Annotated in this window: 28 protein-coding genes and 4 pseudogenes; 17 read left to right on the forward strand and 15 right to left on the reverse strand. The window is 62.5% G+C overall.

Annotated elements, in window-relative coordinates; translation table 11 throughout:
• Positions 1-213: 213 nt before the first annotated feature.
• The gene (locus GM909_RS25790) at positions 214-600 is read right to left on the reverse strand and encodes a hypothetical protein (protein WP_198174252.1); all 387 of its coding nucleotides are present in this window, start codon (positions 598-600) and stop codon (positions 214-216) included.
• Here GM909_RS25790 and GM909_RS26040 point away from each other — a divergent pair.
• A pseudogene (locus GM909_RS26040) lies at positions 563-667 on the forward strand (TetR/AcrR family transcriptional regulator); the annotation flags it as partial. The gene GM909_RS25790 and the pseudogene GM909_RS26040 sit on opposite strands and share 38 nt — an antisense overlap.
• Positions 668-1184: 517 nt before the next feature.
• Complete coding sequence (gene yghX / locus GM909_RS14310; protein WP_157017081.1) at positions 1185-2072, forward strand: YghX family hydrolase; 888 nt, start codon at positions 1185-1187, stop codon at positions 2070-2072.
• A 67-nt stretch (positions 2073-2139) separates the two neighbouring features.
• Here the strand turns inward: yghX and GM909_RS14315 are convergent, their stop codons facing one another.
• A complete protein-coding gene (locus tag GM909_RS14315; RefSeq protein WP_157017082.1) occupies positions 2140-2331 on the reverse strand; it encodes a hypothetical protein in 192 nt (63 codons plus the stop codon).
• 71 nt (positions 2332-2402) lie between these two features.
• Positions 2403-2570, reverse strand: coding sequence for a hypothetical protein (locus GM909_RS14320; RefSeq protein ID WP_157017083.1), 168 nt, complete (start codon positions 2568-2570; stop codon positions 2403-2405).
• Positions 2571-2622: 52 nt separating this feature from the next.
• On the opposite strand from GM909_RS14320, the gene otsB reads away from it, so the two are divergent.
• The 6 genes and pseudogenes from otsB (at position 2623) to GM909_RS14350 (ending at position 8314) form a co-directional block, all read left to right on the forward strand.
• Complete coding sequence (gene otsB, locus GM909_RS14325; protein WP_157017084.1) at positions 2623-3414, forward strand: trehalose-phosphatase; 792 nt, start codon at positions 2623-2625, stop codon at positions 3412-3414.
• Between the two features lies 1 nt (position 3415).
• On the forward strand, positions 3416-5197 hold the full coding sequence (locus GM909_RS14330; RefSeq protein WP_198174253.1) for a glycoside hydrolase family 15 protein: 1782 nt from the start codon (positions 3416-3418) through the stop codon (positions 5195-5197).
• Positions 5194-6618: an alpha,alpha-trehalose-phosphate synthase (UDP-forming) gene (locus tag GM909_RS14335; RefSeq protein ID WP_157017086.1), complete on the forward strand. Its 1425-nt coding sequence runs from the start codon at positions 5194-5196 to the stop codon at positions 6616-6618. Before GM909_RS14330 ends, GM909_RS14335 begins: the two co-directional genes overlap by 4 nt.
• 93 nt (positions 6619-6711) lie before the next feature.
• Positions 6712-6996, forward strand: a complete 285-nt coding sequence (locus tag GM909_RS26045) for a hypothetical protein (RefSeq protein WP_328600461.1) — start codon at positions 6712-6714, stop codon at positions 6994-6996.
• A gap of 176 nt (positions 6997-7172) precedes the next feature.
• Positions 7173-7754, forward strand: a pseudogene (locus GM909_RS14345) (IS6 family transposase); the annotation flags it as partial.
• Between the two features lie 80 nt (positions 7755-7834).
• Complete coding sequence (locus GM909_RS14350) at positions 7835-8314, forward strand: ABC transporter substrate-binding protein (RefSeq protein ID WP_198174254.1); 480 nt, start codon at positions 7835-7837, stop codon at positions 8312-8314.
• A 6-nt stretch (positions 8315-8320) separates the two neighbouring features.
• Here the strand turns inward: GM909_RS14350 and GM909_RS14355 are convergent.
• Positions 8321-8524 (reverse strand): annotated as a pseudogene (locus GM909_RS14355) (IS21 family transposase); the annotation flags it as partial.
• A 184-nt stretch (positions 8525-8708) separates the two neighbouring features.
• Between GM909_RS14355 and GM909_RS14360 the strand changes: the two are divergent.
• Positions 8709-8810 (forward strand): annotated as a pseudogene (locus GM909_RS14360) (DDE-type integrase/transposase/recombinase); the annotation flags it as partial.
• Positions 8811-8885: 75 nt separating this feature from the next.
• Here the strand turns inward: GM909_RS14360 and GM909_RS14365 are convergent.
• From GM909_RS14365 to GM909_RS14415, 11 genes are all read right to left on the reverse strand, one after another.
• Positions 8886-9254: a RidA family protein gene (locus GM909_RS14365; RefSeq protein ID WP_198174255.1), complete on the reverse strand. Its 369-nt coding sequence runs from the start codon at positions 9252-9254 to the stop codon at positions 8886-8888.
• A 22-nt stretch (positions 9255-9276) separates the two neighbouring features.
• Entirely contained in the window at positions 9277-10413 is a 1137-nt protein-coding gene (locus tag GM909_RS14370; protein WP_235911900.1) for an alanine racemase, read from the reverse strand.
• A 1-nt stretch (position 10414) separates the two neighbouring features.
• The gene (locus GM909_RS14375; RefSeq protein WP_157017088.1) at positions 10415-10756 is read right to left on the reverse strand and encodes a hypothetical protein; all 342 of its coding nucleotides are present in this window, start codon (positions 10754-10756) and stop codon (positions 10415-10417) included.
• Positions 10756-11757: a Gfo/Idh/MocA family protein gene (locus GM909_RS14380; RefSeq protein WP_157017089.1), complete on the reverse strand. Its 1002-nt coding sequence runs from the start codon at positions 11755-11757 to the stop codon at positions 10756-10758. Before GM909_RS14380 ends, GM909_RS14375 begins: the two co-directional genes overlap by 1 nt.
• A gap of 11 nt (positions 11758-11768) precedes the next feature.
• Positions 11769-12548 carry an SDR family oxidoreductase gene (locus GM909_RS14385; protein WP_157017090.1) on the reverse strand — a complete coding sequence of 260 codons (780 nt, stop codon included), beginning with the start codon at positions 12546-12548 and terminating at the stop codon, positions 11769-11771.
• Positions 12545-13723 (reverse strand): hypothetical protein, encoded by a 1179-nt coding sequence (locus GM909_RS14390; RefSeq protein ID WP_157017091.1) that lies wholly within the window; start codon positions 13721-13723, stop codon positions 12545-12547. The genes GM909_RS14385 and GM909_RS14390 overlap by 4 nt, the downstream gene beginning before the upstream one ends.
• Positions 13720-14952, reverse strand: coding sequence for an amidohydrolase/deacetylase family metallohydrolase (locus GM909_RS14395; RefSeq protein ID WP_157017092.1), 1233 nt, complete (start codon positions 14950-14952; stop codon positions 13720-13722). The genes GM909_RS14390 and GM909_RS14395 overlap by 4 nt, the downstream gene beginning before the upstream one ends.
• Positions 14953-15028: 76 nt before the next feature.
• A complete protein-coding gene (locus tag GM909_RS14400; protein WP_157017093.1) occupies positions 15029-16114 on the reverse strand; it encodes a Gfo/Idh/MocA family protein in 1086 nt (361 codons plus the stop codon).
• A gap of 76 nt (positions 16115-16190) precedes the next feature.
• The gene (locus tag GM909_RS14405) at positions 16191-17354 is read right to left on the reverse strand and encodes an ABC transporter substrate-binding protein (RefSeq protein ID WP_157017094.1); all 1164 of its coding nucleotides are present in this window, start codon (positions 17352-17354) and stop codon (positions 16191-16193) included.
• A gap of 73 nt (positions 17355-17427) precedes the next feature.
• A complete protein-coding gene (locus tag GM909_RS14410) occupies positions 17428-18270 on the reverse strand; it encodes an ABC transporter permease (protein WP_157017095.1) in 843 nt (280 codons plus the stop codon).
• A 7-nt stretch (positions 18271-18277) separates the two neighbouring features.
• Entirely contained in the window at positions 18278-19111 is an 834-nt protein-coding gene (locus GM909_RS14415; protein WP_157017096.1) for an ABC transporter ATP-binding protein, read from the reverse strand.
• 235 nt (positions 19112-19346) lie between these two features.
• Between GM909_RS14415 and GM909_RS14420 the strand changes: the two genes are divergently transcribed.
• The 8 genes from GM909_RS14420 (at position 19347) to GM909_RS14455 (ending at position 26556) form a co-directional block, all read left to right on the forward strand.
• Positions 19347-20285: a MurR/RpiR family transcriptional regulator gene (locus tag GM909_RS14420; protein WP_157017097.1), complete on the forward strand. Its 939-nt coding sequence runs from the start codon at positions 19347-19349 to the stop codon at positions 20283-20285.
• A gap of 65 nt (positions 20286-20350) precedes the next feature.
• On the forward strand, positions 20351-22123 hold the full coding sequence (locus tag GM909_RS14425; protein ID WP_157017098.1) for an NAD(P)/FAD-dependent oxidoreductase: 1773 nt from the start codon (positions 20351-20353) through the stop codon (positions 22121-22123).
• A gap of 161 nt (positions 22124-22284) precedes the next feature.
• Positions 22285-22641, forward strand: a complete 357-nt coding sequence (locus GM909_RS14430) for a hypothetical protein (RefSeq protein WP_157017099.1) — start codon at positions 22285-22287, stop codon at positions 22639-22641.
• Positions 22642-22905: 264 nt separating this feature from the next.
• Positions 22906-23124, forward strand: coding sequence for an AbrB/MazE/SpoVT family DNA-binding domain-containing protein (locus tag GM909_RS14435; RefSeq protein WP_268890774.1), 219 nt, complete (start codon positions 22906-22908; stop codon positions 23122-23124).
• A complete protein-coding gene (locus tag GM909_RS14440; RefSeq protein ID WP_157017101.1) occupies positions 23124-23498 on the forward strand; it encodes a type II toxin-antitoxin system VapC family toxin in 375 nt (124 codons plus the stop codon). The genes GM909_RS14435 and GM909_RS14440 overlap by 1 nt, the downstream gene beginning before the upstream one ends.
• 290 nt (positions 23499-23788) lie before the next feature.
• Positions 23789-24334 carry a hypothetical protein gene (locus tag GM909_RS14445; protein ID WP_157017102.1) on the forward strand — a complete coding sequence of 182 codons (546 nt, stop codon included), beginning with the start codon at positions 23789-23791 and terminating at the stop codon, positions 24332-24334.
• 33 nt (positions 24335-24367) lie between these two features.
• A complete protein-coding gene (locus tag GM909_RS14450; RefSeq protein ID WP_235911901.1) occupies positions 24368-25075 on the forward strand; it encodes a plasmid pRiA4b ORF-3 family protein in 708 nt (235 codons plus the stop codon).
• Between the two features lie 80 nt (positions 25076-25155).
• Positions 25156-26556 (forward strand): ISKra4 family transposase, encoded by a 1401-nt coding sequence (locus GM909_RS14455; protein ID WP_157017103.1) that lies wholly within the window; start codon positions 25156-25158, stop codon positions 26554-26556.
• Positions 26557-26977: the final 421 nt, after the last annotated feature.

Below are 26977 nucleotides of genomic sequence, written 5' to 3' on the forward strand. Positions count from 1 at the left end.
TGAGACCCATCCTTCACGAACACGGGGCGGTCGAACATCATCAAACTCATCTGGTCCTCCAGGTCGAACGAGCTCTTGCGTGACGGAACTGGCCTCGAGCGCCATCGGCAGAGGCTCAGCGGCGATATGTGATTGGCGCCGAAGCGTTTCAAGGACGGGAGGCCGTTCATTGTCGACACTGCCAATGGCAGAAAGCCGATACATTCAATGGTTTCAGAAGGATGGTAGCCAGACGAGCGACGCCGATGTTAGCTGATGAGAAGGAATGGCACGCCGAAGACGACCTGCGCACGCTGAGCGAAGCGTGCTTGGTGGAAGCAGTGCCTGTGTACTCAGCGGCACGGCATCCAACTTCGACAGGTCGTCGCGCGCCAGCGTCATCAGCCTGGCGATGCTTCGTGCCGAAGGCGTGCGAGCAAGCGCGCTTTGATCGGCCTTTTCGGCCAGACGTCGGCGCCGCGCCCATTCAGAGACGACGCCGCTCTGGCCACGGAAGCCTTTCTCGCGCATTTCGCGCCAAAGCGCCGATGCATTGCGCGCGCATTGCTCCCAGCGGCTGTTCGATGCGTTGTCTAACGCCGCCACGACGGAAGAAATCACGGCTGAGCAGGCGCGGGTGGAACTTCATGAGACGATCATCGCGATGGTCGCCAGAAGCCATGGTTAGACATCGTGGATATTGGCGCAGCTTAATCGTTTAATTTCATACGGGGAGCGGCATGATCTACTTCGACGCCACATCTGATGGAATCTGGGGGCTTCTGTGAGGCCCGCGGACGAGGCCGCCGTACACCTGATGTGAAGAAAGAGAAGTGCCACGGCCACTTCCAGAGCTCGCCAGGGCCTCTTTGGGCGAGCCCTTCATATCGCCCATCGCAATACGCCATCGCGTATGTCTTGGGTTCAAAAGCGGGCCAAGAAAAAGCCCGCCACGTTACCGGTGGCCGGCATTGGCAGGCGCTTTGAGGGGGACTGGAGGTGGCCTACCTGCAATTTTGCGTGAATATTTTGTTAACCATGCCACCGTGAAGCATTCCGCAAGACGGCAACAGATGACGAAAGTCACCATCTTTCGATAGACGCGCCCGGGCGCTGATTTTGTCCTTGTGCGCGGTAGCGATATCATCGTCGCCGCAATTGGCAGGACATCGGAACGACACTCGCCACCAGGGGAGACGTGAACCATGACCCGACTGACAGCGAAAGACTTCGGCCCGGAACTTCTGGAACTCTACGATTTCTATGCGCACGGCATGATTACCAAGCGCGAATTTCTCGACCGGGCTGCGAAATTCGCGGTGGGCGGCATGACTGCCGCAGCAATCCTGTCGGCCATGAGCCCGAACTATGCGCTCGCCGAGCAGGTGTCGTTCAATGATCCCGACATCACGCCGGATTGGATCACCTATCCTTCACCAGAGGGCCATGGCGAGGTACGCGCCTATCTGGTGCGGCCGAACGGGGTCGATGGCGCGCCAGGTGTCGTCGTGGTGCACGAGAACCGCGGGCTCAATCCCTACATCCGGGATGTCGCGCGGCGGGTCGCCAAGGCGGGCTTTATCGCCCTCGCTCCCGACGGGCTGACGACCATGGGCGGATATCCCGGCAATGACGAGGAGGGCCGCGCGCTGCAGCAGCAGGTGGATGGCGAGAAGCTGATGAACGACTTCCTTGCTGCCGTCGAGTTCCTGATGGCGCACGACGCGGTCAGCGGCAAGGTCGGCATCACGGGTTTCTGCTACGGTGGCGGTGTCGCGAACGCGGCGGCGGTGGCCTATCCGGAGCTTGGGGCGGCCGTGCCCTTCTACGGCCGCCAGCCCAACCCGGCCGATGTGCCACGCATTCAGGCGCCGCTCCTGCTTCAATACGCCGAACTGGATACCCGCATCAACGAAGGCTGGCCGGCCTATGAGGCGGCGTTGGAAGAGCATGGAAAGACCTACGAGGCTCACATCTATCCGGGTGTGAACCACGGTTTCCACAACGATTCCACGCCCCGCTATGACGAAGAGGCGGCGGAACTGGCCTGGCAGCGTACCATCGATTGGTTCCGTCGGCATTTGATGGATTGAGGCGGCAGTAGCCATCTGCCTTGCAATCCGCCGGTCGTGATCAGGATGATCGTCGGGGGAGCGGTCGTCATAAGGAATCCATCCCGTGGACTTCAAACGTTTGGGGCCTTGCTGCGCGCAGAGGCGGCACGCAGGTCAGCCGGCCGCTTTCGGTGCGCTCGACCGAAACGGCCACCCCGTAGACCGTGGAGAGCGTCTCGGCGGTCAACACGTCTTCGGGGCGGCCGGCGCAGTGGATCGCGCCGTCGCGCATCAGCATGACCTCGGAAGGGATGCACGTCAGGAACCCCTGGGGCTCTCCGGACAACTGGAGGGAAGTCGGAGCTCACGTCACCGAGCAAATCGCTCGTTGGCCTGGTCATAGGAGCGGATTTCATTGATGCCCTGGATGTATTCAAGCAGCCGCGACAAGGTGTCGGCAAACTGCCCGACGATCGGAGTTTTGCCCCATTTGCGGGGTGATGGATATTCCCACTTGCTGGAAAAATATTCTAGCATTGGTCAAAAGCCCTCCTAAGGCTGAACAAGTGCGCATTACTTAAGGGACGCCATGCCTGCCAGCCGCCTATCCCTCGCATCGTTCGATCCGTGCACCCTGCAGCCGGATAAGGTCGCAATCTTTCTCGATTTCGACGGCACGCTCGCCGACATCGCAGCAAATCCCGATGCCGTTTCGGTACCGCAGGAAACATGTGATGATCTTGCACGCCTTCACAAGCAGACGGGCGGCGCGCTCGCCATCGTCACCGGGCGCGCCATTGCCGACATAGACCGCTTTCTCGCCCCGCTCATCCTGCCGGTCGCCGGCGTGCACGGGCTGGAGCGGCGCGACGGCCGGGGCGCGCGCAGCGACGCGCGCGTCGACGAAGACAAGCTCGCCGTCGTCTTTGCGCAATTGCAGGTGTTCTCGCGTGAAAATCCGGGAACGCTGGTGGAGCGCAAGGCGGGCTCGCTCGCCCTTCACTACCGCCAGCGCCCCGAAAGCGCCGAGGCCTGCTTCATCGCCGTGCACAGGGCGGTGGACGGCCTCACGGGCCTGCATATCCTGCAGGGCAAGATGGTCATCGAGGTCAAGGCCGGTACGGCCGACAAGGGCGGCGCGGTGGCCGCTTTCATGAAGGAAGCGCCGTTTCGCGGGCGCCTGCCCCTCTTCGCCGGTGACGACACGACGGACGAGGATGCCTTTCGGGAGATCGCCTCCCTAGCGGGCATCTCCATCAAGGTCGGCGGCGGCCCCACCGCGGCCGTGCTTCGAAGCGAAAGCACGGATGCCTTCCGGGCCTGGCTCGGCCTTCTGGCCGACAGTTTCGAGTCAGATCGTTGTCAGAACGAGGTATTTTGAGGTGACCACACTAGATCTCGGCGCGATCGGTAATTGCACCTATTCCGCACTTGTCGATCAGCAAGGCAAGGTGGTCTGGTGCTGCCTGCCGCGCTTCGACGGGGACCCGGTCTTCAATGCGCTCCTGAAGGGCGGCAAGGATCCCGACGATGGCTATTTCGCCATCGAGCTGGAGGACCTTGCCCGCACGGAGCAGGAATACGATCCCAACACGGCCGTCCTGACGACGCGGCTTTTCGGCGAGTCCGGCACGCTGGAGATCAGGGATTTCGCGCCGCGTTTCTTCGCCCGCGACCGCATCTTCCGCCCGCAGACCCTGGTGCGTCGCATCCGGCCGCTTTCCGGCACGCCGCGCATTTCGGTACGCATCCGCCCGACCTTCTCCCATGGCACCGTTCGGCCGCAAAAGACACGCGGCTCCAATCATGTGCGCTATGTGGGGCCGGAGTTCGCGCTCCGCCTGACGACAGACGCGCCCATCGACTATGTGGTGGAGGAAACGCGCTTCAGCCTTTCGACGCGGATGAATTTCATCCTCGGGCCGGACGAAACGCTGGATTCGGCCGTCGAGGACACCGCCCGCCATTTCGAGGAACGCACCGTCGCCTATTGGCACAACTGGGTCAGCCAGCTTGCCCTGCCGTTGGAATGGCAGGAAGCCGTCATCCGCGCCGCCATCACGCTCAAGCTGTGCACCTATGAACCGACCGGCGCCATCATCGCCGCCATGACCACCTCGATCCCCGAAGCCCCCGATAGCGGCCGCAACTGGGACTACCGCTATTGTTGGCTGCGCGATGCGTTCTTCGTCGTGCGCGCGCTCAACAGCCTTGGCACCACCCAGACCATGGAGAACTACTTCCGCTTCCTGATGGATCTCGCCGCCGACGCCGACGGCGGCCATTTGCAGCCGGTCTTCGGCATCGGCCGCGAATGCGCACTGGTCGAGCGTATACAAGAGAATTTTTCCGGCTATCGCGGTATGGGGCCGGTACGCATCGGCAACCAGGCCTATGAGCATTACCAGCACGACGTCTACGGCAACGTCATCCTCGGCGCGACGCAGATCTTCTTCGACAAGCGCATCCGGATGAAGCCGACCATCACCGATTTCCACCTGCTCGAAGCGGTTGGCGAGCAGGCCTATAAGGTCCACAACGCGCCGGATGCCGGCATGTGGGAACTGCGCTCGCGCTCACGCGTTCACACATCGTCGAGCTTGATGTGCTGGGCCGCCTGCGATCGGCTGGCCCATATCGCCCGGCAGATGGGCGAACCAGCGCGAGTGAAGCGCTGGAGGGAGCGCGCGAATGAAATCAAGACGTGCATTCTGGAAGAATCCTGGTCGGAAAAGCGCAAGGCCTTCGTCGAAAGCTTCGGCGGGCAGACGCTCGATGCAAGCGTGCTTCTGATGGCCGAGGTGGGCTTCATCGACCCCAAGGATCCGCGCTTTGTCAGCACGGTGGACCGGCTCGAGAAGGTGCTGGCCGACGGCCCCTACATGAAACGCTACGAAGCGGCCGACGACTTCGGCGAGCCGGAGGTCTCTTTCAATATCTGTGCCTTCTGGCGGCTTGACGCGCTGGCGCGGATCGGGCGCCGCGACGAGGCGCGCGAAATCTTCGAGGCGCTGCTCAAGACCCGCAATTCGCTCGGCCTCCTGTCGGAAGACACGCATCCCGAGACCGGCGAGATGTGGGGCAACTATCCGCAAACCTATTCCATGGTCGGCATCATCAACGGCGCGCGCCGGCTGTCGAAATCGTGGGAGACGGTCATTTGAAACGGCTGGTCGTCGTATCCAATCGCGTCGCCGATCTGAGCAAGGCCCAGGCGGGCGGCCTGGCCGTCGGCCTTGCCGACTCGCTCAGCCAGCGCGGCGGCGTGTGGATGGGATGGGACGGCCAGACCCTCAAATCGGTCGACCAGACGGAGCCCACCATTCGCAAGTTCGGTGACGTGACACGGGTGACGATCCCGCTGACGCAGGACGACTACGACAATTTCTATCTCGGCTTTTCCAACAGCGTCTTGTGGCCGCTGTTTCATTACCGGCTCGATCTGGTGGAGCATCAAAGCGCTTTTCTCGAGGGTTACCGGCGGGTCAACGCTAAATTCGCCACTGCGCTTTTGACGGTGCTGAAGCCCGACGATCTCATCTGGATTCACGATTACCATCTGATCCCGCTGGCGGCCGAATTGCGCCAGCGCGGCTGCAAGCAGCGCATCGGCTTCTTCCTGCACATTCCCTTCCCGCCGCCGGAAGTGCTGGCCGCCGTGCCGCGCCACCGCTGGCTGGTTGAAAGCCTTCTGGAATACGATGTCATCGGCTTCCAGACGCACACGGATCTGGGCAATCTCGCGCACTATGTGGAAGAACAACTCGGCCTCACCATGGGCGAGGAGGGCCGCATCGCGATCAACGGCCGCGCGGTGACGGCCGGCTGCTTCCCGATCGGCATCGATGTCGACGCTTTCGCCGAAATGGCCAGCCATTCGAACCAGGAGGTCGATATCGAGACCGCCCGCCGCAAGGTGCTGGAACGCAGCCAGATCATCGGCGTCGACCGGCTCGACTACTCCAAGGGACTGCCCGAGCGGCTAAGCGGCTTTGCCCGGCTGCTCGAACTCTATCCGCAGATGCGCAAATCCGTCGACCTCATGCAGATCGCCACCCCGACGCGCGAGGAGGTGGACGCCTATGTGGAGATCCGCAAGGACCTCGAGGCACTCTCCGGCGCCATCAACGGGCGTTTTGCCGATTTCAACTGGACGCCGGTGCGCTATATCCACGGCACGGTGCCGCGCGAGGCGTTGGCGGCCCTCTTCCGCGCTGCGCAGGTGGGCATGGTGACGCCGCTGCGCGACGGCATGAACCTGGTGGCCAAGGAATATATCGCCGCCCAGTCGATGGACGATCCGGGCGTGCTGGTGCTGTCCAAATTCGCCGGCGCAGCCGAGGATCTTCACGAGGCGCTGATCGTCAATCCCTATGACACGGACGACGTCGCGCGCAATCTGTGCCGCGCGCTCACCATGCCGCTGGAGGAGAGGCAGGAGCGGCAGGAGGCGCTTCTGGTGCGCATCCGCAAGCATGACGCGGCGCATTGGCTAAAATCGTTTCTGGCGGTTTTGGAAGACCAGGGCCTCCTGCCGCCCAATGACGCTCGATCAACAGATCCTGCAAAGAGTTCGCGTCGATGACTACGTGCGCATTTTTTCCTGAGAGTATGAGGAGGCCCCATTGGCATAGAACTCGGCCGGACTCGCTTTTCCAACCCAAGGGATAAATTCAAGTTGCTGTATCTGGCACAGGACGTGAAAACGGCTGTCGCGGAGCTCTTCATCCGCGGCCGTTTTGAAGGGATATCCGAACGCCTGCTTCTCCTCGATCGGTATTCTATGCACGAGTATCCGCAATACGTGTCCGATCCTCCTGCTCGACCTGCGCCGTCGAGACCAGTCGCAAGGCCGATAGGAGGGCAGCCGATCTCCCCGAGTTCGCCTGCCTTCCGTCCACCGTCGAGGAACTTCAGGTCATCATCATTGAGAGACCAGCAACAGCAGAGATTCGGCCCGTAAGATGCGAGAAAACGCTTTAACCCGGCCTTCAAGCCCAAACAATTTCTGCAGTCGAGCGGATCGCACCTCCGCGATGGTCGGGTGAAATATCAGCCTCGGCCTAGCCGGTTCCGTCGCAAACTATTCGTCAAGCTTGCGCTGCCATGAATGCTCGTCCATTTCCGGAAGGCTAATTCATGTTCAAAGGCCGCCATTTCGATCGATCGGTGATCCTGCTGTGCGTACGTTGGTACCTCGCCTGCAATCTCAGCCTGCGCGACCTGGAAGAGATGATGGCCGAGCGCGGCATCCGCGTCGATCATTCCACTGTTCATCGCTGGGTCATGCATTTCTCGCCCTTGTTGCTTGAACGCTTCAATCGGCGAAAGCGCGCCGTCACAGAAAAGTGGTACCTCGACGAGACCTATATCAAGGTTCGAGGACGGTGGATGTATCTCTACCGCGCCATCGACAGCGTCGGCGACACGGTCGAGTTCTGCTTCAGCGAGCACCGCGATCTTCTGGCCGCCAAACGCTTCATCCGCAAGGCCCTGAAGTGTCACGGCCGGCCAGAGCGTGTTGTCATTGACGGCAGCCACACGAACCGGGAGGCTATCATCGCCTGCGACGGTGAAAGCCGCCTGCGGGATCTATCCCAACGGCAAATAAAGCCAACCCGTATTCGACAAAGTCGATATCTCAACAATCGCATCGAGCAGGATCACCGGCGCATCAAACGCCGCATTCGCTCGATGCTCGGCTTCAAGTCCGCCACCAGCACCGTCACTCGCTGAACTGTTCGACATCCTCACGGCTTGAATGGCCACCTCTCAGGCAAATATTGTCCTTTGGCCTGAGTTTGCGACGGAACCTGTTCAACATCGTCAAGCACGGAGCCCTGCTACTGAAGGAGGCGGAGGAACTTGGGTGGGAAACCCAGTTCATGGCGATGAACACGATGGGCGATCCGATCCTCAACGACTTGGCGGGTTCAGCCGCCGACGGCCTGATCGTCAACATCATGACCGCCGTCGATACGATGGAAGACCCCCACGTGCAGAAAGCCAACGAGATCCTCGCCAAATACGTGCCAAACACGGCGCCTGGCTACTATCCCTATCTGGGTATGGCGGGAGCTATCGCCTTCCACAAGGCGACCGAAGCCGTCGGGCCTGACCTGACCCGCGAAAAGCTTATCGAGGCCCTCGAAGGGCTGGGAAATTGGGAGCCGGGGGTGATGCCGCCTCTGGAATGGGGACCGGACAATCATGCCGGACCGTCGTCCTTCGGCTATGTCCAATGGCAGGATGGAAGGCTTACGATCCTGGAAACTTGGTGATCACTTGCCCATGGCGGCACGATAACCCTGCTCGGGATGGGGTCTGTCGCGCATCAGACGCTCGACCAGGATGGCCACGTTGCCGCCGATCCTTTGCGCCCGCCCGATCAGGTTCGCCGGCGTCGTGTTGGAATAGCGCTGATGGGCCTTGGGCATGTGGGGGTTGACGGTGACATGGCCGGAGCGCTGCGAGCGGCGGACATGGCTGGCAGTGAATCGGACCTTGTTGTCACCCATCATGTAACCCCATAGCATTCGGAGCATCTCCGGTCCGGCACGCTCGACGATGGCAACGCCTGCGAGAAGTGCCGGCCGTAGATGGAGCGGCAGGATTGGCTTTGCGGGCGTGGGCAGATTCTCCTGATGCTGGGCGACGACATGGTCGAAATCGGGAACGATCGCCGGCAAGAAACACTGGCTGTGGCGAGCCGTCGATCAGGAAGGCTACGTACTCGATGAAATCGTCCAGACCCGCCGCTCCTCGACCTCGGCACGCTCCCGAGGGAAGAGATGCGTTCCGGCCGCGCCCGGCAGTGGCCCCTTTGCCGAAGGGATGTGTACGGTGAGCCGGTCAGAGCGGCTTGTAGGCGATGGCCTCGATCTCGACAAGGATGTCGATCATCAGCCGCGACTCCGCCGTGGAGCGCGCCGGGGGTTCCTTCGGGAAATACGGCGCGTAGGCGGCATTGAAGCCGGCAAATTCTTCCGCATGCTTGAGCCAGACCGTGGTCTTGACCACGTCGGAGAGCGAGCAGTCCGCGATGGCGAGGACCGAGGAGATGTTTTCCAGCACCTGCTTGGTCTGCGCGCCGACATCGCCCTCGACGATCTTGCCGTCCGCGCCGACCGGAACCTGCCCGGAGACGAAAACGAAATCGCCGGCCCGCACTGCGGGCGACAGCGGTACCTGCGAAGTGCCGAAATGTTTCTTCTGCATCATGCTCCCTTTCGAAAATTCCTTGTCAGGCGGAACGGCCGCGCGCGTCGACGGCCAATGCGCCGAGAAGCCGGCCCTCAGAGACGATCATCACCCTGTCGACGAGATTGGCGACGACGCAGGCGTGATTGGGCAGGACGCGGACGCGCTCACCGACCCGCGGCGGCGTCGTGCATCGCGACACGTCCAACAGGCCGTGCTCCTCGTTGAGCTGGTAGAGCACGGCCTGCGGATGTTCCAGCACCATGCCGTAGCCATCAAGTCCGAGAAGATCGGAGGTCAGCGCCTTAGACCCGGCATCGATGATCGCGCGATCGGCCGTCGGCCGGCTGACGATCGTGGCCAGCACCGTCATCGCGCATTCGTCCAGCGCCGCGGTGCCGCGTGCCAGCAATGAACGATCGTTGTAGATATAGGTGCCGGCGCGATATTCGCTCACCGGGGCAAGCCCTTCGTCGCTCCACATGTCGGGGCTGCCGCCCGTCGTCACCACCGGCACGTCGAGGCCCGCGGCACGTATGGCAGCAATCGCCTTCTCCAGCGCATCCCGCGATTGCGCCCTGAGGCCCGCGGCCGGATAGGTCATCAGACCGCCGAAGGTGAGGCCATCGGTACCGGCGATACGGGACGCCAGCGCGGCGATTTCGGAGGGGTCGGAAAGACCGCAGCGCGCACCGCCAGTGTCGCATTCGACGAAGACCCGCAACGTGGAACCGGCGGCGCGGGCGGTCCCGGCCACAGCGTCTACGACGGCCGCGCTGTCGGCGACGGCGGCAAGGTCGCAGCGCGCCGCAAGCGCGCCCAGACGGGCAAGCTTGGCTTCACCCAGCGTGTTGGTGGCCAGCAGGATGTCGGTAATGCCCGCATCGGCCATCACTTCCCCTTCGCCCACCGTCTGCACCGTGATGCCGCCGGCGCCGAGTTCCATCTGGCGCAGCGCCCACGCCACGCTTCGATGGGTCTTGATGTGCGGGCGATTGGCAATGCCGGCGCGCGCGCAGCGATCCTGCCAGCGCCGCAGATTGGCGTCGGCGATTGGCGCGTCGATCAGCACCGCCGGTGTCTCGAGCGTGTCGATGGTGCGGTCGGCCGGCTGAAGCCGACTCCGCAACGATTGCGGCAAATCGATCATCAGTGGTGCGTAGCCGGTGCTTGCGGGCACGTCAATTTCCGAACCAGCCTTCCTTCAGATAGCGCATATATTCGAACACCACGCCGTGCTTGCGTACGAACGCCACTTCAAGGAAATCGCCGACGATGAAAGGCGCGATCAGCACCTCGACGTCCTCCAGGTGCGGAGCCAGTACCTTGACGCGATAGGCGATATGCGGGTTCTCGCGCACGGCCGCCGGGACGATGCTGTCCTCGCGGTAGCGCAGGAACTCGATGTGCTCGGGATGATTGCGCGGATTGGTCACCCAGATCTTGCTGGCCTCAACCCAATCCTCCTGCGGCTGCGGCTCTGTCGTGGTGATGCCGATATGGTCGAAGACATAATCCGACATCAGCCGATCCTCACGACGTCGCCGGTGCGGGCAGATTGCTCGGCCGCCAGCGTGGCTTCCAGCGCCGCTGTCGCATCCTCGGGAGTGCCGATGGTCACGGGTTCGCCGCCAAGCGCGCGGGAGGCGAAATAGCCGAATTCCTCGCGCAGCGCGCCGCCGCGCACGCCGTCGAACATCGGCCAGTATGTGGTGTCGGGCGAGTACAGCCTGTCGCCGTCGACAATGCCGAGATTCGGGAAGGTGTCCTGGACGTGGATGATGCCTTCCGTGCCGATGATCGACATGCGTTCGTCGATGTCGAACGGCGTCTTCTCCGGCATGCACCAGACGGTTTCCAGCGTCGCGGTGGCACCGCCTGAGAAACGGTACATGGTCTGGCCGATATCGGGATGCCTGAGCCCGCGCACATCGACGGTCTGCGCATAGGCCGAAGCGATGCGCTCGCCGGTGAACCAGAGCATGATGTCGGTATCGTGGATGGCGTCGCCGACGATCGGACCGATCTTGTTCAGGATCGTCGGCGTCCAGGCAGCTGGAATGTTGCGTCGCGAGGACAGCGCAACGATCTTGCCGATACGGCCCTGCTCGATCGCCTGCCTGGCCATGCGATAGCGTGGATTGAAGCGCACCACATGGCCGATGAAGAGGATGCCCTTCGCGCTCTTGGATGCGGCGGTGATGGCGCGGGCGTCCTCCACGGTCGAGGCGATCGGCTTTTCGAGAAACACATGCTTGCCCGCCTCGAGCGCGGCGATCGCCGGTTCGCGATGCTGGTCCCACATGGTGCAGATCGACACGGCATCGATCCCGGGATCTGCGAGCATGTCGTCGTAATCGCGATAGAGCTTGTCGACACCGAACTTCTCGCCCATCTCGGCGAGCCTTTCGGGCGTTCGCGTGCATAGCGCGGCAAGTTCGATGTCGGGGACGCCGGCCATCGTCTCGGCGTGAATCTCGCCGAACCATCCGAGCCCGATGACCCCCATGCGCAACCGGTTCATATTCTCTCCTCCTAGAAGTCCTCCAGCGTCAGTTCGCGCGCCATGACGATGTTGCCCGCCGTCAGCCCGCAATCGACCGGAATGGCGGCGCCGGTCACCGCGCTGGCGGCGTCGGAGGCGAGAAAGGCGATCACGCGAGCCACTTCTTCCGGCTCGACGATGCGCCCCAGCGGATACCATCGCTCCAGCATCTTCAGCACGTCCGGGTCCTTGGCGAGACGGTGGTCCCAGATCGGCGTGCGGACGGTTCCCGGCAGCACGCAATTGGCGCGGATGCCGTAGCGGCCATACTCCATCGCCACTGCCCTGGTCATCGCGATCAGGCCGGCCTTCGCGGCGCTGTAGGCTGGGTCGCCGAGAGCCATCAGGCCGTTGATCGAGCTCACGCTGACGATCGATCCCGCGCCGCGCGCTACCATCTGCGGCAGCACCGCATGGGTACAGGCATAGGCGCCATTGAGGTTCGATGCGATATCCTCGTTCCATCCTTCCGGATCGGTGGCGGCAATGGTCGGATGGCGCGAAACGCCCGCATTGTTGATAAGAAGATGCACATCGCCGAAACTGTCGAAGGCCCCGGCGACCGCGTCCCGGGAGGAAATATCGGCGACCGCCCCGTTGGCCACGACGCCGTCCCGCTTCAGGGTCTCGACGAGTTCGAGCACCTTGTCGCTGCGGTCGAGGGCCGCGATCGTCGCGCCCTCCGCGCCGAAGAAGCGGCAGAGCCACTGTCCGATGCCGCCGGCGGCACCGGTGATGACGATTGTCTGGCCGGCAAGCTGTCCGCTCATCGCGCACCTCGCAACGCTTCGCCGATCCAGGCGAGGTTCGCCCGCCGCAGATGCCCCCAATTGTAGAAGGCGATCTCATCGACGCCGCCTTCGCGCAACGCTTCGACGGCGGCGAGAAATTCACCCTTCGTGGCGAGGTCCGGATGGGCGGGCCGGAGGATGCCGCGTAGCCTGCCCCTGTCCTTCATGCGCCGGCCTATGTCGAATAGATCGGCCTTCACGCGGGCGGCGCTCGGCTCGTAGAAACAGGCCTCGACAATGCCGGCGTATTCGGCGATGGCCGTAAGATCGCTGCCTTCGTACCACGCGCCACCGGTCGGCCGCGCCACGGAGGGGATGACCGCCATTTCGGCATCCCGGCGCACGGCCTTGCGGATCTCGGCGATGAGCGAAGTGACCGCCTCGCAGCGCATGTCGAGATAGCTGCGCAGCGGCGCAGAGGTCGCGATGTCCGCCGTCCAGAAGGCCGCCGCCATGTCGTCGGGATAGTCGATGTCGCTGGCCAGATAGGCTTCGACATCTTCGGCGACCTGCGCCTTGAGCCCGCGGGCATCGATGCCCTTCGTCTCAGCGGCCGCGATGCAGTGGTCGCAAAAGCACAGGCCGAGCCGGTTCTCGAGCCACGGATTGGATTTCACCAGCGCGAATTCGTGGTGATAGCCATGCGCGAAAGGCGCGAAGCCAGGCGATTCCACGGAGATACCGCGAACGGCGTAGTTGCGCGTCACGTCGCGGCAAAGCCCCACCGCATAATCGCGCGCCTTCGACGAAGAAGGGCAGAGGCTGTAATAATAGGGATCACCGAAGGCGTTGCGCGTGACGGCATCGGGATGGGCCAAGCCGAGGCGCGTATTGTGGAGCAGCACCAGCCAGGCATTGACGCCGAGATTGCCCCCTTCCACCAGTTCGCGCAGCATGTCGCGCCCGCCGAGCGGACCGTTGGGAACGGGCTTGATCTCGCCATAGCATGACGGGTCGGGCGTGAAATAGACGGTGCCGTCGTCGGGAAAGACGATTTTGCCGGCAGTACCGCGCGGGCGCAGGAACTTTCCCGCATGGTAGCTGGCGGCGAATGTCACCGTGTCGAGGCCGAGGTCGAGAAACTCCCGTTCGGCGGTCTCGACGCCTGTCTCCGCCAAATCCCAGGCATATGTGTAGATTGCCTTGTAGCTCAACGGTCACCTCCGCAGCCATGCGCATGCACCGTCCGCCCAGCGCCAAGAAGATACGATTCTTCGAACGGACGCCGGGCGACCTCCATCGCCTTGCCGCCGAGATAGACAGCGACCGGCTGAAGCAGCGTGGCGGCGCTGCGGGCCTCGCCCACCACGTCCTTGAACACGTAATCGCTGTCGACCTGCCTGAGCACGGTTATGTCGGCCGGCGCACCGACTCCGAGATGACCCAGTTCCGGCCGGCGGATCGCCAGCGCCGGCCTGCTCGTCACCATGCCGATCACGTCGGGCAGCGCGAGACCGCAATTCAGGAGTTTGCTCATCGTATGAAGCAGGTCGTAGCCCGGCCCCTCCACCGCGACCACATGCGCGTCCGAGGAGATGAGATCGGGCGGGAAGCCGTCGCCAAGCGCGCCTTCGGCGCTTGCATAGCCGAACGCGCCCATGCCGTGGGCGACGTCGAACAGCACCCCGCGCTCGCGCGCCTGGCGCACCGCGGCGAACACCTTGCCGTCGCTTCCCAGCGCCGAGTTCGGCTCCGGTCGGTAGCAATGGGTGAGAATGTCGCCCGGCCGCAGCATGGAGACGACTTCCGCATAGGTCGGCGGTGCATAGCCGATATGGGCCATTAGCGGCAGGCCGGCCTGTTCGGCGGCCTCCAGGGCGAGTTCCAGCGCGCCGAGGCCCAGCTTGCCCGTTTCGCCGCCGCCGATCCTGGCCTTGACGCCGACGATGCGCTCGCGGTTCGCCTCGATCTTGGCAACGCATCGCTCGACCGGGAGCATTTCGCGCAGCGTCGCCTCGCCGACCCCCAATCCCTTGTCAAAACCGAAAATGCCCGCAAAGGAAATGTTGAGGAAGGCGAAGATGCGATAGGGCGAATGGGCGATCACATAGTCGCGGAGCCCGTCATAATTGCCGGCGCCGGCGCTGCCGGCATCGACCAGTGTCGTGGTCGCCGAACGCCGGGCGATGAAACCGGGATCGACGCTGAGCGAGGTTGCCTTGTGATAGACATGGGTGTGGATGTCGATCAGTCCCGGTGCGACGATCGCGCCGCCGACATCCACGATCTCGGCGGCCTGACCGGAAAGGTTTTCGCCGGTCGCGGCGATCGCGCCGCCGCGGATGGCGACGTCCAGCACGGTGTTGATCCCGTTGCGCTCGTCGAGCACACGGCCACCTTTCAGGATGAGATCGTAGCCTGCGGCGGCTACCGGTTCACTCATTGCAATTCTCCGATTGCGTCGGCTGCCGCCACGCCTGCGCGAAGCGCATGCGCGGCCTTGGTGCAAGGGCCGGGCTTCAGGTCAGTTCGATGGCGCGCTTTTCGTGGATCGACTGCTCGGCGGCGAGCACGATGCGAAGGCTGTTGACCGCCGCCTCCATCGATTCGCTCAAATCCAGATCTTCCCGGATCGCCTTGAGGAAGAAGGCCTGCTCGCGATCGCACAGCTCCTGGTGGCCTGGCTCGTCCTCCATGTTGAGCAATTCGTCCTTCTTGACGAAGTTCTTGTCCTCGCCGACCTCGGCGTGGTGGTAGCGGATAGCGTCCGTCTTGGTGTGGCGGTCGATGTCGGCGGAATCGGAGACGTCCGCGAGCTGGTCCTTGTCTTCCGAATGTCCCGGCACGATCGACACCGCGCCCCTTGGGCCGACCACATCCTTCACGAAGAAGGCTTCCTCGCTCATCATCGGCCCCCAGCCGGCCTCGTACCATCCGACGGAGCCATCGTCGAAAGTCACATGGAGATGGCCGTAATTCTGCTTGGCCGCATCGTCCCACAGCTTCGCGCCGATGCCATGCACGCGCACCGGTCTGGCGTCGGTGAGCTGGCACATCACGTCGACATAGTGCACGCCGCAATCGACGATCGGAATCAGACTGTCGATGAGGTTCTTGTGCCAGAACCAAGCGGGGCCGTTGCTCTGCTGGTTGAGGTTGAGGCGCATGACCAGCGGCTTGCCGAGCGTCTTGCCCAACTCGATGAACTTCACCCAGCTCGGATGGACGCGCAGAATGTAGCCGAGCACCAGCTTGCGGTTCTTCTCGCGCGCCAGCTTCACGACCGCCTCGGCGTCCTCGATATTGGTGGCGAGCGGCTTCTCCATGAAGACATGCGCGCCGGCATTCATCGCCTTCGTCGCATATTCGGCGTGGGTGTTCGGCCAGGTATTGATCGAAACCGTGTCAGGCTTCGTCCGCGCCAGCGCGTCCTCGTAATCCTCGAACAGCGGGTAATCCTTCAGCTCTTCGGGGATCTCCTTGGATTTGATCGTGCGGCTCATCAGCCCGACGATCTCGAAGCCCGGATCGCGATGATAGGCACTCGCATGCGAGGCGCCCATATTGCCGAGCCCGACGACCAGAACCTTCACCTTGTCGGCCATGCAGCCCTCCCGATTTCATTGTCGGTATGCGCGGGCGGCGCGAGACCGCCCGCCTTTTCCGGTGTCTTGCGAACGATCAGCTCGGAACCGCCTGGTCGTAGAGGCCGGCTTGGATGGCTTCGACGTCGATCGCGGCGAAGTCCTCGCTCAGCTCATAAACTTCCGCGGCCGCCTTGACCTCGTCATGGTCGAAATCGTTCGCCGCCTCGACGCAGGTATTGGAGCAAACATCCTCCGCCTTCACCGGCTCGGAGATCTGCCCGAGATCGTGGATCTGGTCGAAGAATGTCTGCCATGCCGCCATGTCGTGATCGCCCCAGCCGGCACGCTTGTCCATGTCGCCGCGGAAGACGGCGATCTGCTGCAGGATCGAGGTCACGCCCAGCTCGGGGCCGATATTGCCGGCGAGTGTCGGGAACTCCTCGAACACCGCTTCCACCGCCGCGCGCGGATTCCGGTAGCCGAATTCCAGGCCCATCGCCCAGGCGCGCAGATATTCGTCGAGGAAGGCCTTCCTGTCCGGGTCCTCCAGGTCCGCGGCGCGGACCACGAACGTGTTGGCGAAGAGCGGCGAATGCTGGACGCCGAGCCAGTACTCGAATTCGAGGCCGGTGCCGATCCATTCGGCGCGCAGGCCCTCCCAGCTCAGCGCGGCGTCGCCCTGTCCGGCCTTGAGCGCGGTCGCCCAGGTCGGCCACCCGGCCTCGACATAGTTGACCTTGCTGACGTCGACACCCTGTACCGCCAGCATCGGATCGACGATCGACTGCCAGGCGGCCGAGCCGAGCAGGATAGTCTTGCCCTCCAGCGTCTTGAGGTCGTTCGTTCCCTCGCCCTTGCGGAAGGCGAGGCTGAACGTGTCCTTCGCACCCATATGAAAGGCCGACTTCAGATTCATGTCGTTTTCGATCGCGAAGGAGAATACGCCGGGGGAAGGAAAGCCCATATCGGCCTGTCCGACATCGACGAATTTGACCGTCGCGGTGCCGTCGGACGGACCGGGCTGCATGTCGATCTCGATGTCGAGATTGTCGAAATAGCCCATCTTCCTGCCGATCCAGTACGGATAGTCGTCGAGCACCTCCAGGGTGCCGCGCGGCGAGATCCAGGTGAATTTCGAGTAGGGCTCGGCGAAGGCGCGGCCGGCGGAACCGAGCGAACTGGCGGTGACGACGCCGGCTGCCGATACCTGCAGGAATGTGCGGCGGGTCATATGGCCGGGCATGGAGAATCTGTTCATCGCTTTTCCCCTTTTGACGGAACGTTCCATCTTATGTTCCCGATGCCTGTTCCTCCCGACACCGGATCTGCGATCAGGCCTCCCAGCTCGCGAACTTCTTTCCCAGCAGAAAGAAGGTGACGTAGATCAGGATGCCCAGGATTGAGAGGATCAGGACGACCGCGAAGAATTGCGGCATCTGGATCATCGATGAATAGGAGGTCAGCCTGTTGCCGAGGCCGAAGCCGCCGCCGACCATTTCCGCGCCCACCGCCGTCAGCAGGCCGAAGATGGATCCGATCATCAGGCCGACGAAGATCATCGGCAGCGCCATCGGCGCGCGAACCTTCCAGAAGATCTGGAACGTCGAGGCGCCGTATGAGCGGGCCAGCGCGATCTTCCCCTGGTCGACGCGGCGGAAGCCGGTGGCGGCGTTGATCATCACCATCGGGCCGGAGGCAAGGGCCACCGCGATGATGCGCGGCTCGTAGCCGAAACCGAGACGCAGTATGAGCAGCGGCACCAGCGCCAGCATCGGCGTGGTGACGAGCAGCAGGATATAGGGCGTGACGATCTTCTCGACGAAGGGGAACTGGGTGATCACCGCGGCCAGGATCAGCCCCACCGTGGCGCCGATCGCGAAACCGCAGAGAAGCTCGACGAGCGTGTGGCCAAGATGCGGAGCGATCTGCGGAAACTCCACGACGAGCGCGGTTGCGATCTCGCTCGGCCTCGGCAGCACATATTGCGGAACCTCGAAGACGAGGAGCAGCACCTCGGTGCCGCCGATCACCGCAACGGCGACGAAAAGGATCGCCAGCATTTCGCCAGCCGACCTGATGCCGGGCCCCGATGTCAGGGCCGACATGTTGGTGATGCCTACATCGGTGCGACCTGCCTTGGTCCTGAATTCGGGTATGGCGTCTGTCTCGCTCACGTGATCCTCACCCGGTTGCCTGCTGCGCGCCAACCGCTCCGGCCGCCCCGCCTTGCCGATAGCGGCTCTGCCGCTCGCCCACGATCTCCGCCTTGATCGTGTTTGTCAGGTCGAAGACTTCCTTCGTCGACATGATTTCCAGCGAGCGCGGCCGCGCAAAGGGCACCTCATGGACGCTGGCGACGCGTCCCGGACGCGCGCTCAGCACCAGCACGCGGTCGGCCATGAAGATGGCCTCGTCGATCGAATGCGTGATCAGCACGATCGTAGTGCGCGTATCGAGCCAGATTTCCTCCACGAGCCGGTTCATTTCCTCGCGGGTGAAGGCGTCGAGCGCTCCAAACGGCTCGTCCATCAGCAGGACGGACGGCTTGTAGGACAGCGCGCGCACAAGCGCCGCGCGCTGCTGCATGCCACCGGAAAGCTCGCGCGGGAAGCGGCCGCCGAAGCCTTCGAGCCCGACGCGGTTGAGCAGTTCGTCGATCCATATGCGGTCGGGCCGGGTGCCCTTGATCTCGAAGGGAAAGCGTATATTGGCATCGAGATTGCGCCATGGCAGGAGATTGGCGTCCTGAAAGACCATGCCGATCTCCGGATTCGGACCAGTAATGGGCGCACCGTCGAGAAGCACCTCGCCGGAGGAAAGGCCGTGCAGGCCGGACATCGACCACAAAAGGGTGGTCTTCCCGCAACCGGATGGGCCGACGATGGAGATGATCTCGCCATCCATCACGTCGAGCGAGCAGCGGTCGATCGCCAGCAGGTCGCCCGAGCGCGTGCTGTATACCTTTGTCGCTCCCGACACGCGCAGCTTTGGCTGGTTGAACTGCCCAGGCGTCATCTCACCTCGCAAGGTTCCCCGTCGATTTGTGTCGCATCTTCTCGTGCATCGACGCGCTAGTCTGAAACTATCCGACATTTTGAGTCAAGCCAGCAAATCATGTTTGGGAGAATTTGCACAAAAGCCTTGTGATACAAGCATGTTGTGTCTTGAAGAGTGCGTAAGTTTCCTACATACTGTTTGTGTATGGACGGTTTTGATCGCTTGAGAAGCAGAGACGAGAGGCTGAGAGCCGATGGAAGTCGTGACGGGAAGATCGTTCGGGGATGCTGCCGGAACCAATGAGGCGCGCGCCAGGCCGATCCCCGATATCCTCTCCCAGATCAAGGATTCCTATGGCGAGCTGAGAAAGGCCGAGCGACGCGTCGCCGACATGGTGCTCGCCGACGTGTCGTTCGCCGTTGATGCCTCCAATGCCGAGATCGCACGCCGCGCCAATGTGAGCGAGCCGACGGTGACGCGCTTCTGCCGCGCCATCGGCTGCGAGGGTGTTCGCGATTTCAAGCTCAAGCTGGCGCAGAGCGTCGTCGTCGGCCGGCTCTATCTGTCGCCGGCGTCGCCGGAGCCGGGTGAGGAGGGCTCGCCGCTCTGGAGCGTCGTATTCAATGAAGCGCGCAACGCGCTTTCGGCTGTCGAGCGCAGCATCAATCCGGCGGATGTCCTGCGCGCGGCCGAGATGGTTGCGGGCGCCCATCAGGTGGTGGTGTTCGGGCTCGGCGGCAGTTCCTCTGCGCTGGCGCTGGAAACGCAGAACCGGCTGTTCCGCTACGGCGTGGTCGTCTCGGCCTACTCCGATCCCTATGTGATGAAAATGACGGCATCGACGCTGAAACCGAACGATCTCGTCATTGCGATTTCGAGCACCGGGCGCACGCGCGAGGTAGTCGAAGCGGTGGCGCTCGCCAAGCACTACCGCGCCAAGACGATGGCGATCACCGCTCCGGCAAGTGATCTGTCGGCCGAGGCCGATCTTGCGCTGGCGGTCGACATTCCCGAATTTCCCGATGCGTTGAAGCCGACCGCCTCGCGCTACGCCTTCCTCGCCATACTCGACCTCGTCTCCACCGCCGTCGGATATCATCTGGAGCCGAACGCGCGCGAGACGCTGCGCCGCATCAAATACACCGTCATCAATCACCGCAAGGGCAGGGCGATGGAGCCGCTCGGCGATTGACGTTCAGACCGGGACGGCCTGCCGGCCGCTCCGGTGAAGGAGTTCTCATTCCGGGATAGGTTCGCATGCACGATACCTCGCCAACGGCCAGAGCGTCGGCCTGGCTCGCCCAGTTCTCCGAAGCGCTGAAGGATGAAGACATCGCGGCGGTTCTCGACTGTTTCGTCGAGGATTGCTACTGGCGCGACCTCGTCGCCTTCACCTGGAACGTAAAGACGCTGGAGGGCAAGCCGGCGATCGGCGCGATGCTGCGCTCCCAGCTTTCCGCCGCCCGGCCGTCGGACTGGCAGGTGAGCGAGATATCCGGCTCCGTTCCCCTTGAGGCGTGGTTCACCTTCTCCACGGCCGCCGGCGCCGGCAGCGGCATCTTCAAGCTGGAAGACGGTAAGTGCCGCACGATCCTGACGACGCTGCAGTCGCTTGCAGGCCACGAAGAGCGGGCTGGCCGCACCCGTCCCAAAGGCGTGCGCCACGGCGCCGACAGGAACCGTGTCACCTGGAGCGAGCGCCGCGCCGAGGAGGAAAAGGCCCTGGCGACGGGCAGCGATCCCTACTGCCTGATCATCGGCGGCGGCCAGGGCGGCATCATGCTGGGCGCGCGCCTGAAGATGCTGGGCGTTCCGACCGTCATCGTGGAAAAGAATGCGAGGGCCGGCGATTCCTGGCGTAACCGCTACCGCTCGCTCGTGCTGCACGATCCGGTCTGGTACGATCATCTGCCCTACATTCCCTTCCCCGCCCACTGGCCGGTCTTCACGCCCAAGGACAAGATGGGCGACTGGCTGGAAATGTATGTGAAGGTGATGGAGCTCACCTATTGGGGCGGGACGGAGTGCGTCTCGGCGCGCTTCGATGGGGACGCGAAGCGGTGGACGGTGAATTTGGTGTGCGACGGCAAGCCGGTGACGCTCCGTCCCGCCCAGCTCGTCTTCGCGACGGGCGCCTACGGGCCGCCCAAATTCATCGACCTTCCCGGCAGCGGCGGCTTCGAGGGCGAGATCATCCACTCCAGCCAGTACTCCGACGGGGCCGGATATGCCGGCCGGAAGGTGGCCGTCATCGGCGCGGCGAGCTCGGGTCACGACGTTGCCGTCGATCTGTGGGAGGCCGGCGCGGATGTCACTATGATCCAGCGTTCGCCGACCACGGTGGTTCGCTCCGACACGCTGATGGAGACGGCTTTCGACATCTATTCCGAAGATGCCGTCCAGCGCGGCATCGATGTCGAGCGCGCCGACATGATCGCCGCCGCCACGCCCTTCGCCTTGCTGCCCCCGATCCAAAAGACCCTTTTCGACAGGATTCGTGCCCGCGACGCGGACTTCTACGAAAAGCTAGCCGCCACTGGCTTCCTGCTGGATTTCGGCCCGGACGAGAGCGGCCTGATGATGAAGGCGTACCGTACCGGCGCGGGCTACTATATCGATGTCGGCGCCTCGCAGCTCATCATTGACGGCCAGATCAAGGTGAAGAGCGGCGCGGAGATCGAAGGGCTCACCCGAAACGGCATCCGCTTCGCGGACGGCTCGCGGATCGACGCCGATATCGTCATCCAGTCGACCGGCTTCCACTCCATGCACGAGGTGATCGCCGGCATCGTCTCGCGCGAGGTCGGCGACCGGATCGGAACCTGCTGGGGCCTCGGCTCGGCTACGCGCAACGACCCCGGCCCCTGGCACGGAGAGCTGCGCAACATGTACAAGCCGACCGCGCAGGAAAATCTCTGGATCCAGGGCGGCAATCTGGCGCTTTCGCGCTTCTTCTCCAAATTCGTGGCGCTGCAGATCAAGGCGCGGATGGAAGCGATCCCCACGCCGGTCTACGCACCGCCGCTGTGACGACGCGGAGCGCGAGACGCGGGCGATGAGCTATCTTCTTGCCGACTGCGTACTGGCCAATCATGTGGCCTTCGCCGGAGACAGCGCAACTGACCATATTCGCGGACGCAAGTGCACTCGAACTGCCCGTCCGGCAGCGGCGGCCCGAGGACGCGCACGTAATGTTCGAACCGCCCGTAACGCCACCCCATCTTGTTCGAACGGTTCTTCGCCCTGGAGAGGTCGTTCGCAAGGTCTCGCGTGACATTGCCACAGGCGTCACCTGCATGGAGGTATTTAACGATGAGGGGGCGTCACAAATTGATGAAAACGGCATTGTCACGGAGGATCGCAAGTCTCTGTCGTTCCGCATCGCAGATGACGACCCCGTATCGGTACGCGCCGAGGCGAATGTGAAGCTCACCAACGGCAACGCTGAGGGGTGGAACTCCCGGGTCGAGACCCACTCGACCGTATCTTGTACAGCCACCGACTTCTTTATCGAAGCCGATTTACATGCCTTTGAAGGTAAGCGGTGAATTTTCTCACGCAGCTGGACCAAAGCAATTCCTCGGCAATTCCTCTGAGCTCAACTGAAGAACCCGGACTTCAGGGCTCTTCCCGCGCAATTGGGAACCAATTATCTCAAGCGCAGAATCGATTGTCGGTTCCGCTGCGCCTGAGAGAATCGATAATTGGTTCAGTGGCCACCGGAACGATGTACCGAGACCAGACGGCTCCCGTCAGCCCCTTGCAACGATCCTCGTTCCGTCTTACGATTAGTGCATCGATTAAGTGAAGGTATGAAAATGTCGGAGACTGCAACCCTGTCCTCGAAGTTCCAGATATCGATCCCAAAGGCCATCCGGACCGCCCAGCATTGGCACGCAGGTTTGACCTTTGCCTTCATCCCGAAGGGAACGGGCGTGCTACTCGTCCCTGTGCCGAAGCGGGAAGCGCTGAAGGGGCTGGCGAAGGGCGCTTCGACAACGGAATATCGCGACCGGTCGGACCGATTCTGATGGTGCTCGTCGATACCTCTGCTTGGATCGAATGGCTGACAGGCTCTCCAACTGGAGAGCAGGTGGCCGAGCATCTGCCCGAGCGAGCCGACTGGCTCGTTCCAACCATGGTGCAGTTGGAACTCGCAAAATGGCTCACTCGCGAAGTAGGCGAAGACAAAGCCGATCAGACCATCGCCTTTACGCAGGTCTGTACGGTGGTCCCGCTTGACACAGAAATCGCCCTAGCGGCCGCCGAAGCCTGCCGTAAGCACAAATTGGCGACCGCAGATGCGATCATTTTCGCGACCGCTCGGGCGCATGATGCGACGCTCCTGACCTGTGACAAGCACTTCGAGAGCCTGCCAGCGGTCACTCTTATCGACAAGATCTAGCGCGGACATTGTTGGGCCGTGAGGTGATGTCGGCTCCGGCGGCTCATGGCCGCACGCGTGTGAAAACTCGACACGTCAGTCAACACGGTGAGACCGGTAACTTCTCTGGGGGCGAACACGGGTTGTTAGGCTCGAACAGTTCATCAGTGTCGCTTTGCTCGGAGAGGAAGCGATGGCACTGGCATGGACGATCACGATCGAGGGCAAGAACGAATTTGGCGAGACCTGCCGGAAGGAACTCCGGATCGACAAGACCTGGGAGAGCCTGTTTGACGGCGACTGAGATTGGCTTGTCGGTCGAAGACGGCAAGAAGATCATGGGGGCGCTGCAGACCGCGGTCGTGAACCACGAGGCGGAGACCTATGCGCTGTTTCGTCGACTCTGCCCCGATTGTCACACATTCCGGCCGGTCAAAGATTACACGACACGCCGGATCCGAACGGTCTTCGGCACGGTGAAAGTTCGCAATCCTCGCTGGGTGCTATGCCGGGATCGTTACCCGGGCATGGACGGCGCGCTCGTGCCGCTAAAGGAAATCTGCCCCGATCGGGCGACGTCGGAGCTGATGGAGTTGACAACACGGCTGGGGAGCATAATGCTCTATCGGCAGGTGGCGAAGGTACAGGCTGAATTCCTGCCCATTGAGCCGACCGAGTCGCACGCGACCGTGCGCAAGCGCACCATCAGGATCGGCAAGCGTCTCGACGATCAGATCATGCGAGAAACATGGCGGGTTAGGTCTCAAATGGATGACCGTCACCAGCTTGAGATGCAGCTTCCCGGCGATCGGCGCAAAGAGTTCGTCATGGGAGTACCAAATTGTGTGGGGCGTTAGTAGCCGGCGGGCCGAAAGCTGGGTAGGCTCATTTTGCTGAAGCTGCCGAACCCGGATATGCCACCCACATCCTCCTCATTGCCGCACGCAGGGTCCATCCTCCAGCTCAAAATCCGTCTGCTTGGTCTGAGCCCGATGGTCTGGCGACGTGTCCTGGTTCCGGAGAGCTATTCGTTGCGGGAGCTTCACGGCGTGTTCCAGGTTGCCATGGGCTGGGAGAGCTTGCATCTCTTTGAGTTCAGGATACGCGCGGTTCGTTACGGCTCGCCGGAGATCTGCACCGAACCGCCTGACAAGACGCTCGGAAGCTTTGGGTTCCGCAAGAACGCCAAGTTCGCCTACGTCTATGACATGGGCGACTGGTGGGAGCATGAGATTCGCGTCGAAGACCGGGAAGTGGTGAGGGAACGCGGGCGATATCCGGTCTGCATCGGCGGCGCGGGCGCCTGCCCACCGGAGGATTGCGGCGGCCCCGACAGGTATCTCGATCGGCGGGACGACGCCCTTGGCATGGACACCATGGATGATCTGGCGACCATGGCGGAGTTTGTCGAGCAGGTTGTTCTCAATGGCGACCGCGCCATGCTCGATGACGAAGATACGCGCCGTGCAGTCGAGGGCGCGATCGACCGGTCGCGCGCTCGCGCGCCGTTTATCGCCTGCCGGTTTTCGCGGCGGGACGTCAACAAGAACTTTCACCAGGAAGAGCACCGGCGGCTGATGCATCAATGGTTCATATGAATGATCGCCGCTCAGGAACCGAAGGCACGGCTCCCTTTCCCTCTCCACGCATTCTGCAAAAATCGGATTGAAGGCAGGCGATGAAGATTGAAATCAAGCTGCGGATCGCCATGGCGGACGGCCGCATTTGTGAGGAAGAGGTTCTGAGTCTCGACAAACCCCATGATCGGCTTGAGGCGATCGGCCTGTCGCTCGCGGAGGCCAAGGATCTGCTTGGCCGCCTGCAGGAACATATGGTCGCGGCGCAAGCAGCGAGCTTTGCCGCCGAACGGCGATGCTGCTCACATTGCGGCCGCTCCCAGCGGAGCAAGGGCCGTGCGGTGATCCGCTTCCGCACGCCGTTCGGCGACGTGCCGATTTCTAGTCCGCGGCTGCACCGTTGTACTTGCACTGCCGGCGAGAGCAAAACCTTCAGTCCGCTGACGGAGCTCTTTTCCGAGCATGTCGCACCCGAACTGCTCTATCTCGAAACCAAGTGGGCATCGCTGGTCTCCTTCGGTGTCACCGTCGACCTTTTGAAGGATGTCTTGCCGATCGGTTCTACGCTGAGCCCTGAAACGGTCCGCAATCATCTGCACCGCATGGCCGCCCGCGCCGAAGCGGAACTCGGCGAGGAGCGCCCCTCCTTCATCGAAGGCTTCCCGCTAGTGTGGGCGCGGTTGCCGGTCCCCGAAGGCCCAATCGTTGTCGGGGTGGATGGCGGCTATGTCCGCGCCCGTGACGGCACGCAGAGCCATTTCGAGGTCCTGGTCGGAAAGTCGATCCCGGAAGATCGGGAGAACCGGTATTTCGGCCTGGTCCAGAGCCATGACGACAAGCCCCGCCGCCGCTTGCGAGAGGTGCTGCGCGAGCAAGGCTTTCAGATGAACCAGGACATCACCTTCCTCACCGACGGTGGCGATAGCGTCCGCAACATGGCGGTTGCCATGTCTCCGTGCGCGGAGCATGTGCTCGACTGGTTTCATATCACCATGCGGCTGACTGTTCTCGGCCAATACGCCAAGGGGCTGGCGCATCACAATCCAAGCGAAGCCGAAGACGCCGCGCGCGAACTGAAGCGCATCAAGGGCTATCTGTGGAACGGCAACCACCGGCGGGCGCTACCCTGCGTCGCCTGGCTCATCGATGATCTCGATGCGGTCGAAACCGATTATCCCGGCATGAAGGCATTCCGGAAGGCGGCGGAAGAATTCAACACCTACATCGCCAACAACGCCGGCATGATCCCGAACTACGCCGAGCGGCGGCGCTATGGCGAACGGGTTTCGACGGCGTTCGTTGAATCGACCGTCAACGTCGTGGTCGGCAAGCGCTTCTCAAAGCGCCAGCAGATGCGATGGTCGAAGGAAGGGGCGCATCTCTTGCTGCAGACCCGCACGCGGGTGCTCGATGGAACGCTGCGCAGAAAGTTCGAGCAATGGTATCCCGGCTTGGCTGTCAACAATCCCGCGCATCAGCCGCAGGTCAACATCGCAGCCTAATACCCCACACAATTTGGTACTCCCGATGAAAACTTCTATCCGCAGGCATAGTCGCAGACATAGAACATGACACCCATCACAATCTCAAAGGTGTCACATAATCCCGATCGCCGCGGATTTAACAGATGGGGTGCCCTTCGCGCTTACCATATATCAGCAGATAGCGGTTTCATAAGTGCGGTGCGACAGAAGGTTTCCGTTCCTAATCCACGAGTAAAATTCAAGCGACTGCATCCGGCGCAGGAGAAGGCTAAGGCGCATTCCCGCGCATAAGATCTTTGAAAGGACCAGTCGGTAGTTCTGCACAGGGTACACCGACTTGGCACTGACTACCGGAAATGGCATAGTCGTATTGGTGCAACCAAGGGCTCATTGGCTCCCAAGGGTGGCACTTCGCCGGGGCGCTGGTTGCTCCATAAAC

The sequence above is a fragment of the Mesorhizobium xinjiangense genome, from assembly GCF_009749525.1.
GTDB classification, from domain to species: domain Bacteria; phylum Pseudomonadota; class Alphaproteobacteria; order Rhizobiales; family Rhizobiaceae; genus Mangrovimarina; species Mangrovimarina xinjiangensis.